General features: G+C 65.2%; 10 protein-coding genes. 5 read left to right on the top strand and 5 right to left on the bottom strand.

The window, feature by feature from the left end; all coding sequences use genetic code 11:
* Positions 1-8: 8 nt before the first annotated feature.
* Positions 9-896 (bottom strand): LysR family transcriptional regulator, encoded by an 888-nt coding sequence (locus ACXJ16_RS24390; RefSeq protein ID WP_463922407.1) that lies wholly within the window; start codon positions 894-896, stop codon positions 9-11.
* A gap of 134 nt (positions 897-1,030) precedes the next feature.
* On the opposite strand from ACXJ16_RS24390, the gene ACXJ16_RS24385 reads away from it, so the two are divergent.
* From ACXJ16_RS24385 to ACXJ16_RS24365, 5 genes are all read left to right on the top strand, one after another.
* On the top strand, positions 1,031-2,176 hold the full coding sequence (locus ACXJ16_RS24385) for a GGDEF domain-containing protein (protein WP_082370256.1): 1,146 nt from the start codon (positions 1,031-1,033) through the stop codon (positions 2,174-2,176).
* A 62-nt stretch (positions 2,177-2,238) separates the two neighbouring features.
* The gene (locus ACXJ16_RS24380) at positions 2,239-3,240 is read left to right on the top strand and encodes a GSU2403 family nucleotidyltransferase fold protein (RefSeq protein ID WP_463922406.1); all 1,002 of its coding nucleotides are present in this window, start codon (positions 2,239-2,241) and stop codon (positions 3,238-3,240) included.
* 196 nt (positions 3,241-3,436) lie between these two features.
* Entirely contained in the window at positions 3,437-4,630 is a 1,194-nt protein-coding gene (locus ACXJ16_RS24375; RefSeq protein WP_054436403.1) for an AAA family ATPase, read from the top strand.
* 94 nt (positions 4,631-4,724) lie between these two features.
* On the top strand, positions 4,725-5,819 hold the full coding sequence (locus ACXJ16_RS24370; RefSeq protein WP_054436402.1) for a ParB/RepB/Spo0J family partition protein: 1,095 nt from the start codon (positions 4,725-4,727) through the stop codon (positions 5,817-5,819).
* Between the two features lie 474 nt (positions 5,820-6,293).
* Entirely contained in the window at positions 6,294-7,529 is a 1,236-nt protein-coding gene (locus ACXJ16_RS24365) for a replication initiator protein A (RefSeq protein ID WP_463922405.1), read from the top strand.
* 1,431 nt (positions 7,530-8,960) lie between these two features.
* Here the strand turns inward: ACXJ16_RS24365 and ACXJ16_RS24360 are convergent.
* From ACXJ16_RS24360 to ACXJ16_RS24345, 4 genes are all read right to left on the bottom strand, one after another.
* On the bottom strand, positions 8,961-10,253 hold the full coding sequence (locus ACXJ16_RS24360; RefSeq protein WP_443486879.1) for a MarR family transcriptional regulator: 1,293 nt from the start codon (positions 10,251-10,253) through the stop codon (positions 8,961-8,963).
* Between the two features lie 174 nt (positions 10,254-10,427).
* A complete protein-coding gene (locus ACXJ16_RS24355; protein WP_054436400.1) occupies positions 10,428-12,902 on the bottom strand; it encodes a glycoside hydrolase family 3 protein in 2,475 nt (824 codons plus the stop codon).
* A 41-nt stretch (positions 12,903-12,943) separates the two neighbouring features.
* A complete protein-coding gene (locus tag ACXJ16_RS24350) occupies positions 12,944-15,229 on the bottom strand; it encodes a beta-glucosidase family protein (protein WP_054436399.1) in 2,286 nt (761 codons plus the stop codon).
* Complete coding sequence (locus ACXJ16_RS24345) at positions 15,226-16,782, bottom strand: tryptophan halogenase family protein (RefSeq protein WP_132469598.1); 1,557 nt, start codon at positions 16,780-16,782, stop codon at positions 15,226-15,228. Before ACXJ16_RS24345 ends, ACXJ16_RS24350 begins: the two co-directional genes overlap by 4 nt.
* Between the last annotated feature and the right edge of the window lie 21 nt (positions 16,783-16,803).

The raw sequence follows: 16,803 nt of genomic DNA, 5'->3' as shown, positions 1-16,803 counted from the left end.
CTGCCGGATCAGCCGGCCGCCGCCATGACGGCGACAAGATGATCGAGGAAATCCAGCGCCAGTCGCGAAGGCGGGCGAGCCTCCAGGTAAACCGCGTGAATTTCATAGGACTGCGGCGGATCGAGCGGCCGCATCGCCATCTCCGGCCCCTTCATGGCCAGGGCAGTATGAAGGTCCACGATGGTCACGCCGAGCCCCGCACGGGCCATCGCCGCGGCAACGAAATAGGTCCGCGATGCCCCTGCCACGTCCAGTTCCACGCCCTGCCGTTCCAGTTCTGCGGCAATGGCCAATGCCTGCGGCCCGCTGTCGAACGTCGAGATGAAGGGCCGGCCGGCCAGTTCCCCGAGCGGCAGCCGTGCCGGAGCATTCGGCATGTCCTGTTCGCGGTAGCAGGCGACCATTTCGCCCATGCCGAGCCGCACGCTGGCCACCGGAGATTCGCGCGGCGGCGTGTAGCAGATCACCACATCGGTCTCCCGCTCATAGAGCCGGGCCGCCATGTCGCCGTGGTGCAGGGTGTGGAGTTCGATGGAAACGCCGGAATGGCCGGCCAGATATCCGGCCAGCGCAGCGGGCAGCAGTTCCATGCCCAGCGAAGGGAGCACCGAAAGCCGCAGCGTGCGCCCCCTGCCCCGCCGCATGTTCCGCGCCGTTTCGCGAAGCCGGTATACCTGTCCCTGGATCTCGTCCGCCTGCTCGTAAAGGTCGTGCGCGTCGGCGGTCGGCACCAGTCTCCCGCGGGATCGTTCGAACAGGGCAAACCCCAGGAGGCTCTCGGCATGGCGCAGGAGATTGGTGACCGCAGGCTGCGAGACGTTGAGCAGCCGCGCGGCGCCGCTCACCGACCCGGTCGAGTAGACCGCATGGAACACCTCGATGTGACGCAGGTTCATGTGGCAGGGATACCCAGCCGAACCGGGAAGTTAAAGCACCTCGGCAAAACTGGCAGACGGTGCCGCGATGCCGTAGATCGTGGACAACAATAAAGTCGGCGTCGCGCCAGCGTGAGCGCAGGCCACTGGGAGAGATGATCGTGATTTCGTCAACCGCGGGAAATCCGGCCGAGCCCCTTTCGGACAGGGTCTACGTCGAACTCGTGCGCAGCCTCTACGAGACAATCGCACAGGCCATGTACATGCTCGTGGTCTTCGCGATGTTCTTCGTGCTGATCTACCGCGCGGAGGGCGATGGGACGATCCTCGTCATCGGAACGGCCGCGCTCCTGACATGGGCCGCGCGCATAGAAGTGGCCCGGCGCTTGCGCGCGCGCGTGCTGACCGCCGTCATTCACAGCCGAGAGGCCCGGCGGCTCGAAGTCGCCTTCGCAATCCCTTATGTGGGCTTCGCGATTCTTCTCGGCGCGCTTGCCGCCTATGTCTTTTCGCTCGAAAATCCCGAAGCACACATGCTGGCCATATGCGTCGTCATGGGATTCTGCGCAGGGGTCGTCACAGGTGTCGGGCGGCGTCCGCAGATTGCCGGGCTCTCCCTGCTTGCGGCCGCCGGTCCCTGCATCGCGGTGGCCTTTGCGCGTGCAACGCCGATCTACGTAGGACTGGCGCTCGTTACCACCGCCTACCTCGTGGGTGGAATACAGGCGCTGACGATGCGTTTCGAGATCGTGCAGACGGAAACCGTGAAGCGATTGCTCTCCGTCACGCTCGCCCGCAGCGACAGCCTTACGGCGCTGCCGAACCGGCTGGCCCTGCGCGAATACTTCGACGAGAACGCGCGGCTGATCTCGGCCTCCGGGCTGGTTGCGGTTCACTATCTCGACCTTAACGGGTTCAAGCCGGTAAACGACGAACACGGCCATGCCGTAGGGGATACCCTGCTCGCGTTCGTGGCCGACCGGCTGCGCGGCGCGATCCGCAGCGGCGACATCGTCGCCCGCCTCGGCGGAGACGAATTCGCGGTTTTACAATATGGCCTGCACCGGGGCGAGGAAGCCGAACTTCTCGCCCAGCGCCTGGTCTCGGCCATCGCGCAGCCCTTCACCATCGGCACCCTGACCATCGCCATCTCCGCCGCGATCGGAACGGTTGTGACCAATGACCGGAACGACGATCTCACCATCCTCCTCGACGAAGCAGATGCACGGCTCTACCTGGCCAAGCGCGACAGGGACGAAGCCCGCGCAGCCCGAAATGCCGCTAATGGAGGCCTTCATTAGCTTGGAATTTGGCCGTTTATCCCACAACTTTACCGTATCCGATATTTGTGGGATAAACGTTCATGCCCCGCATCCGCCCCTTCAGTGACGAACAATCGCGCCTGCTGGTAAACTTGCGCCAGCGCTACGAGGTATGGATCGACGCCGAGCGCGACCTGGCCGCCCTTCCCTACGATCTGCGGCGCAAGACGGTCAGCGGCCGCGAATATCTCTACCGCATCTTCGATCGCGGCGGCAACGGCAAGAGCCTCGGCCCGCTGACGCCGGAACGCGAAGCCGAATTCCATGACTATCATTCGCGCAAGGATGCCCTGAAGGAGCGCATCCGCGGCCTCCGCCCCGCCCTTGCCGAAAGCGCCGCACTCTACCGCGCGCTTCGTCTGCCGCTGCTGTCATCTGACGCCGGACCGATCCTGCGCGAGTGCGACCGGCGTGCCCTGCTCGGTTCGCACCTGCTGGTCGTGGGCACCAATGCGATCGCCGCCTACATGGTCGAGGCCAACGGCAGGATCGATCTGCCCGACGAGACGGAAGATTTCGACCTCGCCTGGGTTTCCCGCTCCGCGCAGGAGAACGAGCGGCGGGTATGGGACATGCTCAAGGCGGTGGATTCGACTTTCACGATCAATGCCGAGCGCGATTTCCAGGCGCGCAACGCCCGCGCCTATGAAGTGGAACTGCTGGTGGCGCCCTCGCGTGCCGCCACCCTCGGCGGAAGGGACCAGCCCCGGCCGGTTCCCCTGCCCGAACAGGAATGGCTGCTGCTTGGCCGTCCGGTGGATCAGGTGGTGGGTTGCCGCGATGGTTCCCCGGCACGGATCGTTGCGCCGGACCCGCGCTGGTTCGCGCTTCACAAGCTGTGGATGGCCGCGCAGGCGAAGCGCAACCCGCTCAAGCGCCCTAAGGACCGCGTTCAGGGCCTCGCATTGCTGGACGCGGTGGCCGAAGCCATGCCTCACTATCCGATGGACGCAGCCTTTCGGGCCGAGATTCCCGAGGAGCTCCTGCCGCATTTCACGCAGTGGCAGGAAGAGTCAGGCCCCGCGGAGGATTCGCAATGGTGAGGCGCTGGCGCGCGATTTGAACACCTGCGCAGCCCGTCAGACGAGGCGGTGAACTTTCAGCACCGCGAATGCCGTTGCAGACTCAATATCCACAGACCGTTCAAATCGGCATTCTGTTTCCTGTATTTGTGCTCGACTGAACATCGGTTCATGCATATACCTGCAAAATCGTTCAAAAGTATATTGCGGGCAGAACATGCATTCACAAGTCGAGCGTATTGCCGAGATGGCTCAGGCCGGCGAAAAGATGATCGAGCGGCTGCGGCGCAAGGCCTTCCTGCCTGAAAGCCGCAAGGGTCTCAATGTCCGTTTCGGAATCGCCGAAGCGGCGACCCTGCTGGGCTGCTCCACGAATCGCATTCGCATGGCCGAAGACGACGGACGCCTGCCGCCACCACCGGCTGCCGGAAACGGACGCCGGCTCGGCTATACGGTCGAGGAAATGCTGCACATGCGCGAAGTGCTGGGCGCCTCGCCGGCCCGTGCCCCGCTCGACGTTCCCGCCATGATCGCGGTCCAGAACTTCAAGGGCGGCGTCGGCAAGTCCACGGTCACGACGCACCTCGCGCACTATTTCGCGGTGCAAGGCTACCGCGTGCTGGTGGTGGATTGCGATAGCCAGGCGACCACGACGACGCTGTTCGGCTTCAACCCGCATTTCAACATCACCCGCGAAGAGACGCTCTACCCCTATCTCTCGATCGACCCGACGCAGGCCGACCTGCTCTATGCCGTCAAGCGCACGCCGTGGCCGAACGTGGACCTGATCCCGTCGAACCTCGAACTGTTCGATGTGGAATACGAACTGGCGGCTGCGGGTTCGGACGGACAGTCCGTTCTGGCCGCCCGCTTCCGCAAGCTCAAGGCGGGCCTCATGGATCTCGCGCGGGATTACGACGTGGTGATCCTCGATCCGCCGCCGGCACTGGGCACGATCTCGCTTGCGGTGATGCAGGCAGCCAATGCCCTGCTCGTTCCGCTCGCAGCCACGACGCCGGACTTCTGCTCGACCGTACAGTTCCTGTCGATGATGGATCAGGTGCTCGAACAGCTCGTGGGCGCGGGCATCTCGGTGGACTATTCCTTCGTGCGCCTGATCTGCTCGAAGTTCGACGGCAACGATCCCAGCCACGACATGGTCCGCACCATCATGGAGCAGACTTTCGGACCGGCTCTGCTTCCCGTGCCGATCCTGGAGAGCGCCGAGATCAGCCATGCGGCCTTGCGCATGATGACCGTCTACGAACTGGAAAAGCCGATCGGCACGCCCCGTACGCATAAGCGCTGCAAGGCCAATCTCGATGAAGCCATGGGCCAGATCGAGCAGCTCGTCCGCACCAGCTGGGGCCGCTCGCAGCGGGTTGACGAGGAACTTCTCGTCAATGGCTAAGCCACTGCCCTGCATCGGAAAAAACCTCTCAGACGGCGACTTTGTTCGCCTTATGTTCAAACCTCTCCATCTCGCGCGTCCTTCGAGGTAAGCCATGGCCCGCAAGCAATCCGACTATCTGGCAGCGCTGCTTTCCGACGACGATCTGGGGGGCGAAGACCAGGTCGCGTCCACCGCCGAAACGCCGCTGGATGATGCCACTACCGCCGCCGACCCGGCTCCCGAACCGCGCCTGCGCACCGAACGGACCCGCGGCACGACCCTGCTCGGCCGCGAAAGCGCACTGGCCCGCGTCGCTTCCGGCGAAGTGCGGCAAGTGACCCAGCTTCTCCTCGATCCGGCCCGTGTCCGCATCTGGCCGGGCAACGCCCGCAGCTATGCGCACCTTTCGGAGGAGTCCTGCCAGGAACTGATCGACTCCATCGTCGCCGAAGGGGGCCAGAAGGTTCCCGCCGTGGTGCGCCGGGTCGAGGGAGATGCCGATCACGATTATGAAGTGATCGCCGGCACGCGCCGCCACTGGTCGATCTCCTGGCTGCGCGCGCATTCCTACCCCGACATGCAGTTCGTGGCGCAAGTCGCCCAGCTTGATGACGAAGCCGCCTTCCGGCTTGCCGATCTCGAGAACCGTGCCCGCAAGGACGTGTCGGATCTCGAACGCGCCCGCAACTATGCCCAGGCCCTGCGCGATCACTACGGTAACCACATGACCCGCATGGCCGAACGCCTCAAGCTCTCCAAGGGCTGGCTTTCCAAGATGCTCAAGGTCGCGGGCATCCCGGACGCCGTCCTGTCCGCTTTCGCCTCCCCTGCCGATGTGCAGCTGAAGCCGGCCTACCCCCTCGCCCAGTTGCTGGACGATCGGGACAAGGCGGCCGCCGTGCGCAAGGAAGCAACCCGACTGGCGCGGGAACAGGCCGGCCGCCGCGCAGACGGTCGCCCTGCCCTGCCCGCTGCCGATGTACTCAAGGCCCTGCTCGCCGCTCCCGAAATGGACAGGGCAAAGCCCGAGCCGGTGGTGATCCCCTCAAGGCACGGCCGCCCCATGGCATCGGTCCAGTCAAGCAACCGCCAGGGCGTGACCTTGCGTCTTCATTCGGGCTCCGGTGCGAGCCGCGAAGAAGTGCTCACCGCCGTCCGGGCCCTGCTCGTCCAGCTCGACGAGGAAGGCCGGGGCCTGCAAACGTGACATGGGGGCAGGAACGGGGCGACGGCGCCCCGTCCTGTTTCTGCCGCCGGAAATCCCGGCGGCCCTCGCGGGCATTTCCTTTTGCCCGGTCTGGCTTTTTCGAAAGCCGACTTCAGATCCGAAACATGAGAATGCAGGGGCCGGTGTCCCTGCATTTTCTTTATCGGCCTCCTGTTTCCCCCCGGTTGTTTCCCCGGGGAAACATCATCTCGCCAGACTTGCGGCGATCGGCGCCGTTCCAGGCAGCTTCCGCAGCGGCTTCTACAGTCTGGCGCGGTGAAACCGCGCCAAAAACCACGCACAAGTTCTGCACAACCAAGCTTCGCGGCGATTTGCCCCGCCCTGCCCTCCTCGCCATTATGGCAAGAATCACCCGAATCCGCCTCGTCCTGTTTCCCCGGGGAAACATCGCCGGGTCGTGTCCGGAATACCCTGTCACCTGCCCTCGCATGGGCCCTCGGTCGGAATGAAATGATGAGTCGCCCGAACAAAGAGACGACATCCGAACAGTTCGACCTGTTCCTCCCCTATATCGCCAACCTGCCGATGCGCGACCAGCGCGAGATGATGGAGCGTCCCTTCTTCAGCCTCGCCAAGTCCAAGCGCGTGAAGCCGATCGACTATACGAGCCCGGACGGCAAGCTGTGGGTCCACGTCTCCGCCAATCCGGACTATGGCATGGCCACGATCTGGGATGCGGATATCCTGATCTACTGTGCCAGCATGCTGGCCGACATGGCCCGGCGCGGCGTGAACGACGTGCCCCGCAAGCTGCACCTCATGCCTTACGACCTGCTCCGCGCGATCGGCCGCCCGACTACGGGCCGTGCCTATGAACTGCTCGGCCAGGCGCTGGACCGCCTCGTGGCCACCACCATCAAGACCAATATCCGTGCCGAGAACCGCCGGGAAGCCACGTTCTCCTGGCTTGATGGCTGGACCCAGCTGGTCGACGAACGAACGGAGCGTTCGCGCGGCATGACCATCGAACTGTCGAACTGGTTCTGGGAAGGCGTGATGATGAAGGGCGGCGTGCTCTCCATCGATCGCGCCTATTTCAACATCACAGGCGGGCGGGAACGCTGGCTTTACAAGGTCGCCCGCAAGCATGCCGGCGGCGCAGGCGAGGGCGGTTTTGCCATCACCATGCCGGTTCTTTTCGAAAAGTCGGGTGCCGAAGGGCAGTATCGCCGCTTCAAGTTCGAAATGCTCAAGCTCGTCGAGAAGGACGAACTTCCGGGATATACCCTGTCCGTCGAAACGGCGAAGGACGGCGAACCCATGATCCGCATGCGGCGGGTGGACGGGAAGGGCGGGGCCGAGCCCGCGCTGCCGGGCGGAACGGCCGAAGCCGACGAACCTGCGGCGCCAGTCGAGATTTCGGTAAAGACCAGGGCCTCCAAGGCAACTACACCGGATGCCGGCAACGCACCTGTTTCCCCGGGGAAACCGGCCGCCGTCGATGCGCGGCAGCTCATCCGCCGCACGGTCTCCGGTCTTTCCGATGCCGCCACGCGCGGCTTCATGACGGACGAGACCATCGCCTATCTTCGCCAGAACTGCCCGGGCTGGGACCTCCATGCCCTTCACGCCGAGTTCGAACGTTGGGTCGCCGCCTCGCCGGAACGAACCCCCGCCGACTGGCAGCGTGCGTTCGTGGGCTGGGTCAAGCGCCATCACGAAAAGAATGGCCAGATGCTTCGCGGCTAGCCGCCCGTTCGGCCAGACGGCGGAACCTCCATCCATGACAGCCCCGGTGATCGGCGACGGTCTCCGGGGTTTTTCTTTGCCCGCGTGACACCCAAGACCGGCTCCCGGCCGGGTCTGCCCCGCCGATGCCACTCCCCGTCCGGGTCTGAAGCCCTGCGGCGCTCCCTTGCGAAATCCCCATCCAATTTCCCATCGGCAGGCAAAACCCATCTGCAAATCCCGATTCCGAGAGGGCAGGGTGGGAGGCCGAGTCAGGCGGTCTCTCTACCGAACCCGCCCTCAAGGGAATGCCCGGGCCCGCTGACCCTTCCCGCACCGCGGCGACATTCCTGCTTCACGTGCGCACTTGCTTGCCGCGCCCCTATCCAGCGGCCCCAACCAAACGCTGAGGGGCGAACAGTGCAGGCCAGATCATCTCGCTCGCAGGAACGCCTCCCGTTCCGGGAAACAGGGGTTCGCAGGGGAGGCGTTCCCGAAGTGTCGCGTTCTGCGATGAACCGCTCGGCGTGAACCTGCCGAATGCAGCGCACGAGCAGTGCTTTGAACCTTTATCAGGTGACCCCCGGAAAAACTGATTCAATTGAGCCACGGTTTTCCGGGGTTTCGACACACCGGGAACGCCCTGTCGCCATGCTTCGACCTATCGGGAACACCAGCTCGACCTTTCGGGAACAGGTACCCGATCCTTCGGGAACGCGTCAAACGTCACTTCAGGAACGGAGAGACGACATATCGGGAATGCCCCAATTCGCCGACTCGCAACGCTTGCGCGAGTCACGCGCAGTTCGGCCGCGCGTAACCTTCTAAATGATTCCTTCTAAAAAGGATTCTAACGCAGAACGAAGTTCAATTTCGGACTGAATGAGGGAAGGGCGCAGCGCGAGGACTGCCGGCCGCGCAGGCCAGCAACACTGGCGGCCGCGGCAATCGCAAAAAAAAAAAGCGCGATCCTTACCGCGTGGCGACGATGAGGCCCTCACCGCACTCGCCGCACAGAGTGGAAGCCCGCGTCCTCATTTTAGGTTGTCGCTCAATTGGCTCAGGGATCAGATCCGCCCCGGCCGCCCGAATTGCAGCAAAATCGACGCCGAACCGCCAGACGAGGTTCAAATTCGAATCAACCGCGCCCAGCCCGCAAACAGATACCCCGAAATTTGCCCTCAGAAGCCCGTACAGCGCGATGATAGCCTCGCCGCACCCCAACCCTCTCCAGGTGTCGTTTCTGCGTTCTCACGGCGAGCCCTGCAAATCCGCAGATTTCTGCGGCTTTCCGGTCCATCGGGCCCGAAATCACCGGTTAACTGGGCATCGAGGCAGGATTTGTGCGTCAGACCGCCTTTGCGGCACACCGTCCGTTATCAAAGCCGTTTCGGACAACCACCTCTGTAGGATCGAACTGCCAGGGCATCGTGCGGTCTTTGCCCGGTCGGACTATTCGCCGAAGGAGGAGCGGCTCAGCAGTTCGTCGATTCGGCGCATCGATGCCTCGTATTCCTCGATGTCTGGCGAGGAGGAATCGAGCCCCGAAACTTCGGCGGGATCGGAAACCCTATCTCCCGGCGCATAGCTATGAAGGCGCGCCGCGTTGCGTGAAGCATGGGTGGCGATCAGCCCCGCAGCTTCGAGGCTGTTCACGATCACGCCGACACCCGGCCGCGAAGCGCCGAGCAGTTCCTCGATCTGGCGACCTCTCAATGCTCCGAACCCTGACAGCTTTCGGGCCAGCTGAAGCGCACGGCCGCTGCTGCGCCGATCCTGAAGGCGAGCGCGCAGCAGGGCGGCATCCCTTTCCGCGTCCCCCAGCCAGCGGTCGAGCCGGAAGAGCGCATCGTGCAGCGCCGAAATTGCCGCCTCATCCGCATTTGCAGCGCCGGGCATGTCCGGATCGGGAAGGGCGAGAGGCAAGACGACGAGCCCGGGGATCGGCATCGCGACGGGGAGCCCGTGGCGAGGGGCCAGATAGCCCCCGGCCAGAATATCCAGCGCCCACCGCGAATTTGCCAAATCCTCGCGTTCCACCGCGATACCGCCGATCAGATCGAGGGTTCTTTCCTGACGGGCGAAGCGCGCGGTCCGCGCAGCCGCCGCGAAAAGCATGCGCACCGGATCGAAGGGCAGGGCATCGTCAGCGGCGTCAAGCCCGCCAATAAGGCTGCGGGCTTCCGAAATGACGGAATGCGTATCTTCGTGTTCCCCGCCGCGCAGAAAGTCGGTGGGGGCCAGAAATGCCTTCAGGAGGCTCTCCGAGGCATCGGCCAGTTCCTGCCAAGGGCTATGCCGGAATTCGGTGAGTATGGCTTGGCAGAGGGCCTTGGGCGGGCGTAAACTAGGCCGTGAACCATCCGAAAGCGTTTCAAGGCCTGCGTACCAGGTGAAAAAGCGTTCGTCAGTGAATTCGTGCCCTTCCTGTCGGAGCGCGGCCATGAGGCTTTCGCGGATCAGACGTGCCGCCAGGATCTGCAAGGTGCCGTCGCCGGCTCGTGAAATGCCGACCTGGATGCGGCCGAGAAGCAGGGCGCAAAGGACCGCCGGTGTCGTCTCGAAGGCTTTCGGCGCGTTCTTGGGCATGAAATACCCTTGAAAATCATCAGGATAGCGGGCTTGAAACCTAAGTAAGGTTAAGTATACACCCTCTGATGTCAAGGTTTTAGTCGCTATCGATAGTCGACAGCCCGATAGCGCCTGCGGTGTCGAGGCAGAACCGGCCGAAAACGACAAGGGCATCAGCCCATCAAAGCGAACCGCAAGCGTCGGTTCCCGGCAGGCGGGCCGGTTACGCCAACCGGGCGTGTCCCGCAACAACGGCAAGTTCCCGCTGACGGCAGGGAGATGCCGTGGCAATGCCCGCGTCCGGCGGCGGTGCCGGACGCGGGGGAAGGGCGGGCAGGGGGCCTTTGTTCAGTCCCCGCAGGCGTTCATCGGCATGGAAATGTAGTCCAGTTTCACGTCGGAGACGGCGATGGACAGCGGCCCGGTGGCCGAGAGCACCAGCGGCGCGGTCAGGGCGTGCATGTCGGCACCGCGACTGGCGAAGCATTGCAGCGGAATGGCGAAAGAGCCCCATTCGCCCGGCGCCGTTTTGGCCAGGGTTGCGCCGACCGGCACGCTGATGGTCTTGCCGCCGCTCTCTACGCCGATGCTTACCGGCGTGGCCGGACGGTCACCGAGGCGGTACTGGACGACGAGGCTGATTTCACCGTTGCTCTCTCGCGAGAGGTCCAGAGGGCGCGGTGCGACGATGGCGACCCGGCCGGGCGAGCCGGCGGCCCAGGTGAACAGGCGGGCATCCTCCTGCGCGCGGCGATCCATTCCGGATTGCTTTACCAGTTCGGTATCGATGGACCAGCCCGGCGGCACCTTTCCGGCCCCGTAGAACACGCCCGGCGTGGCCTGCGCCATGTCGGCAGGGCGGGTTTCGTCGAGCCGTGCAACCTTGCCGGGAGCAGCATAGGACAGGCCGTATCCGAAGGGGAAAAGCGGATCATAGCCGGGATCGCGGCGGTTGAGCACGTATTGGTCGGGGCGTTTGGGCCAGGAGAAGCTGAGCTTGCCCTTGAAGTCGTGATTGATGGCACCGTCCGCCCTGGTGAACAGGACATCGGACACACCGCCGCCCTCGCTGCCCGGCAGGAAAGCTGCGACGAAGGCATCCGATGCGTTGAGCTCGGCATTCACCCAGAGCGGACGCCCTGAAAGGAACACGGCGACGACCGGGATGCCTGCCGCCTTGAGCCGCTTGAGCATGGCAAGGTCGGGCTTGTCTCCGGGGCTGTATTCGAGGTTGGGAATGTCGCCCTTGAATTCTGCATAGGGCGTTTCGCCGAAGACGACGATGGCGGCGTCCGGCTTCTTCGTGAAAGTGCCATCGGGCGCGTAAGTCGCAGTGCCGCCTGCCGCGCTCACGGTTTCCTCGATGCCCTTCCAGATGGAAGTGGCGTTGGGGAAGGCGCTGTTGGGCAGATCCGCGCCCTGCCAGGTGATGGACCAGCCACCCGCCTGCTGGCTGACGCTGTCCGCCGCCGTGCCCACCACGAGGATGCTGGCGTTCGGCTTGAGCGGCAAGACGCCTTCGTTCTTGAGCAGAACCAGCGATTCCCGCACCGCCTGCCGGGCGATGGCCTTGTGGGCGGGGCTGGAGATCACATCGAACTTGCCCGCGACGGCGCGGCTCGACGGGCGACCACGGTCGAAGGTTCCAGCGCGAACTTTCACGCGCAGGATACGGCGCACCGCATCGTCCAGACGGGCGGCAGGAATGGTGCCGTCCTTCGCTTCGCGCAGGGTATTCTCATAGAGCTGCTTCCAGCCCGGGCCGGAATACATGAACATGTCCAGCCCGGCATTGATCGCCTGCGGGCAGTCCTCGTTGGTGCAGCCCTTCACCTGCCCATGGCTGTTCCAGTCACCCACCACGAAGCCGTCGAAGCCCATGCGTTCCTTGAGCACGCCGGTCAGGAGCGATGCATTGCCGCTCATCTTCTCGCCGTTCCAGCTTGAGAAACTGGCCATGACCGACTGGGTGCCTGCCTCGATCGCGGCGGGATAGCCGCCGAGATGGACGTCGCGCAGCACCTCTTCCGAAACCCGCGTGTCGCCCTGGTCGCGCCCGCCGGTGCCGCCGTCTCCGAGGAAGTGCTTGGTCGTGGCGATCAGGTGGTTCGGGGCGAGGAAGTCCTTTGTGCCGACTTTGCCCTGAACGCCTTCGATCATCGCGCCGGCATAGTCGGCCGCGATTTCCGGTTCCTCGCCATAGCTTTCGTATGTGCGGCCCCAGCGATCGTCCTGCACCACGGCCAGCGTGGGCGCAAAGGTCCAGTCGAGCCCGGCGGCGGCGGTTTCCAGCGCGGTCACTTCGCCGATCTTGCGGATCAGGTCCCGGTCCCGCGCGGCGCCGAGGCCGATGTTGTGCGGGAAGAGCGTGGCGCCGACGATGTTGTTGTTGCCGTGGACGGAATCGGTGCCCCAGATGATCGGGATCTTCGGGCGACCGTCGCTGCGGGTCATCGAGGCATCGTAGAACTCGTCCGCCAGTTGCAGCCACTTGGCGGGAGAGGCGTATTCGTCGTCATAGGGGCCGCTGTTGCCGCCGTTCAGCACGGAACCGATCTTGTAGGTCACCACGTCGGCGGGCTTGATCGAGCCGATGTCGACCTGGATGAGCTGGCCCACCTTGTCTTCCACGGACATGGCGCGGATCAGCGTATCGACGCGCTTCTCCACTTTCGGATCGCGCTTGGGCTGGGCGTTTACCCTGGGCCAGATCGCGGGATTGGCCACGGACGATGCGGACAGGGAGGGCGATTGCGCGCCCGCCGCACCGGCCAGCGCCAGGGCAAGGATCGACAGGGAAGCGGCGGGGGAAAGGCGGGTCATGAAGTCTCCTGCAAAGGGTGGCTATCAGGCAGCGTCGGCGATCACGGCCTTGCCGTCATCCGGTCGAGGCGGGCAGAACCTGCCAGGGCGGCGTCGCCTGCGAAATGGCCGATGCGCAGCGAATATGTGCCTGCATCGAGAACCCAGCCCGGCGCCGCATTGTCGAAGCGGGCGATAACGCGCGGATCGACGGTCAGCGAGACGTGGCGGGTCTCGCCGGGCTTGAGCCAGACCTTCTCGAACCCGGCGAGGCGATAGGCCCGGGTGCCCGCAGCGCTCTTCGCCTCGACATAGAGCTGCGGCACGTCGGCGCCTTCGCGCTTGCCGCTGTTGGTCACGTCGAACTCGACGGTCAGCCTCGCGCCATCGGTGACCTTGAGGCCGGCGTAGCGGAAGCTGGTGTAGGTGAGGCCATGGCCGAAGGGGAACAGCGGCTTCTCGTTCCTTGCCGCATACCAGCGATAGCCGACATCGGCGCCTTCGGGGTAGTCCACCGGGAAGGGAGCGACGCCGCCGCTCATGCCGTAGACGGTCTTGTCCCCGGCACTGCGGCGGGCATCGGCGGCGTGGAGTTCGGCAAGGCCGAGCGGCTGCGGGCGCGGCGCCTGCGCGATGCTGGCCGGGAAGGTGATGGGCAGGCGGCCCGAGGGATCGACATCGCCGAACAGGATATTGGCGATGGCCTCGCCGCCGCGCTGGCCGGGATACCAGGCGTGCAGGATCGCGGGCACGCGGTTGACCCAGGGCATCAGCACCGGCCCGCCCGCTTCGACGACCACCAGCGTCTTCCTGTTGGCGCCTGCGACCGCGTCGATCAGGGCGTCCTGGTTGTCCGGCAGGGCCATGCTTTCGGGGTCCTGCGCTTCGGTGCGCCAGGCCCAGGCGAAGACCACCGCCATGTCGGCGCCCTTGGCAGCGGCAGCGGCGGCCTTGGGATCGCTGCCATCCACGTAAGTGACGCTGGCCCCCGGCGCCAGCGCCTGGATCGCCTTCAGCGGCGAGGAGGCATGCCAGGTGATCCGCGCGAAGGAGGCGGCCGCGCCTTCGGTCAAAGGAATCTCGACCGGCGCGCCGCCCACCGAGCGGACCTGCGAGGAACCGCCGCCGGAAAGCACGCCCACATCGGCATGGGCGCCGATCAGCACGATCTTCTTCGCCGTCTTGGCCAGCGGCAGCAGGTTGCCCTGGTTCTTGAGCAGGACGATCCCTTCCTCCGCTGCGCGCTGGGCGACGAGGGCATGGGCGGCATAGTCGATGGGCTGGGCGCTCTCGGGAACGGGATTGTCCATCAGCCCGCTGTCGATCACGCCGAACAGGATGCGGCGGACCATGTCGTCGAGGCGGGCCATCGGGATGCGCCCGGCCTTCACCGCTTCGGCAAACCTGGTGTCGAAGAACATCTGGTCGTCCAGTTCCTGCCCGGAATCCTGGTCGAGACCGTTGATGGCGGCCTTTTCGGTGGAGTGGACGGCCCCCCAGTCGGACATGACCCAGCCCTTGTAGGCCCAGTCCTGCTTGAGGACCTTGTTCAGCAGCCAGTCGTTCTCGCAGGCATAGTCGCCGTTGACCTTGTTGTAGGCGCACATGACAGAGGCGGGGCGGCCGCTTTCGATGCCGAGCTGGAAGGCCAGCAGGTCACTTTCGCGCAGTTCGGCGGTGCCGATCCGCGCGTCGAGCACGGTGCGGCCGGTCTCCTGCGAATTGAGCGCGAAGTGCTTGATGGTGGAGACGATGTGATTGCTCTGCACGCCCTTGATGTGCTCGCCCACCATGACGCCGGCGAGCAGGGGGTCTTCGCCGAGATATTCGAAATTGCGGCCGTTCCAGGGATCGCGGGTAAGGTTGACGCCGCCCGCCAGCAGCACGTTGAAGGTCTTGGCGCGCGCTTCGGCGCCGATCATCGCGCCGCCTTCGTAGGCGAGCCGGGGGTTGAACGTGGCGGCGGTGGCGATGCTGGCGGGAAGCGCGGTGGCCACGTCGCCCTTGCGCTGCTCGATCTGGTTGGCAACGCCGAGGCTGGCGTCGCTTTCACGCAGGGTCGGGATGCCGAGGCGCGGGATGCCGGGTATGTGCCCTGCCGAGGGGATCATCGCGATCGGCACAGCGGGCTTGGCCAGCGGCGGGAAGTAGCCGTGGACGAGCTGCAGCTTCTCTTCCAGCGTCATCGCCTTGACCAGCGCATCGGCGCGCGCCTCTGCCGACTGGCCGGTGCCGGCGGTTGGGGCGGTTGCGGCGGCGGGCGCTATGGTCTGCTGCGCCAGGGCGGGCGAAGTCAGGCTGCTGCCGATGGTCAGCGCGGCAAGCAGGGCGGCAATCTTCATCGTCATCGGGAAACCTTGGAAAAGCGGGGGACGGAACGGGCGTGATAGCGCTCGAGCAGGGTGCGGTGATCGGGCAGGGCGGCCCGCGCTCCGGCATGGGCGGCGCGGACGCGGGCAAAGACGTCCCGCGCTTCCTGCGCGCCGGGGTAGCGGCGGATACCGGCGGAAAGCCGTGTTTCGAAGCCCATGCCGTAAAGGATGTAGTGGTAGCTCGGCGGCAGGAACGTCTCCAGATCGACCACGAAGTCGAACCGCGAGGGCGGGCGGTGGCGCCACTGGGCCAGCATGTCCTGCAAGGCTTCGGGGATCGAGGCAGGATCGGCGTTGTCCCGCCAGTAGGCGGTGTCGGTACGGCGGGTGATGCAATAGTGGAGCTTCAGGAAATGGACGATGCGCTCGAAGCGCGCGGCCATCAGCCGGTTGAAGCTGCGCGCGGCGGCCGCGCGGGCACCACGGTCGCCGGGAACCAGGAATTCGCCGATCATCTTCAGCGCGGCTTCGATCAGCATGATGCCGGTCGATTCCAGCGGCTCGAAGAACCCGGCGGAAAGGCCCACCGCCACGCAGTTGCCGATCCACTGGGTCTCCCGGTAGCCGGTCTCGAAGCGAAGCTGGCGCGGGGTGAGGGCGGCGCCCTCGCTGCCGAGATAGCGGCGCAGGGTCGTTTCCGCCTCGTCGTCCGAACAGTGGTTGCTGGAATAGACATAGCCCACGCCCCGGCGTTCGCTGAGGCCGATATCCCAGGTCCAGCCTGCCTCGTGCGCGGTGGCCAGCGTGTAGGGCCGCACCGGCGCGCCGGGCTCGGCGTAGGGAACCTGCATCGCCAGCGCCCGGTCGTTGAACAGGCTGCCGGCGCAGGACGTGAAGGGGGAGCCCAGCGTCCGCCCGATCAGGAGCGCGCTGAAGCCCGAGCAGTCGAGGAAGAAATCGCCTTCGATCCGGCGGCCATCGGCCAGCATCAGGGCGGTGATGTCGCCGCTGCCGTCCTTGCGCTCGACCGCGGCTACCGTGCCTTCGATGCGGGTAACGCCGGCGGCCACCGAAATGTCGCGCAGATAGGCGGCGAAACGGGCGGCGTCGAAGTGATAGGCATAGTTCATCGGGCCGGAGAAATCGGGGTCTTCCGCCCGTTTCGGCGCGCGACCGGCGCGGATGACCTGTTCCTGCACGGTGACCGCATCGGCCCATGACGGGCGCGCGGCGCTGTCATCGCCGATCCAGTGCGGCAGCAGCGCCTCGTCCTCCCCGCCGACGGGCAGGTTGAACGGGTGGAAGTAGCTGTCGCTGCCGGTGGCCCAGCCATCGAACAGCACGCCCTGCTTGAAGGTGGCGTCGGCACGGGCGAGGAATTCCGCCTCGCCGATGCCGAGGCCGGCCAGTGTCGTGCGGATGGTGGGAAAAGTGCCTTCCCCCACGCCGATGATGCCGATCTCGCCGGATTCCACCAGCGTGACGTCGGCCATCTTCAGCGTGCGGGAAAGATAGGCGGCGGACAGCCATCCGGCCGTGCCGCCGCCCAGGATGACGACGCGACCGGAAGAGGGATAGTCGGTCGTCATTGTCCTGTCCTTTCAGCTTTC

This window comes from Novosphingobium sp. TK71, assembly GCF_055361505.1.
This window is presented reverse-complemented; position numbering and strand designations above follow the sequence as displayed.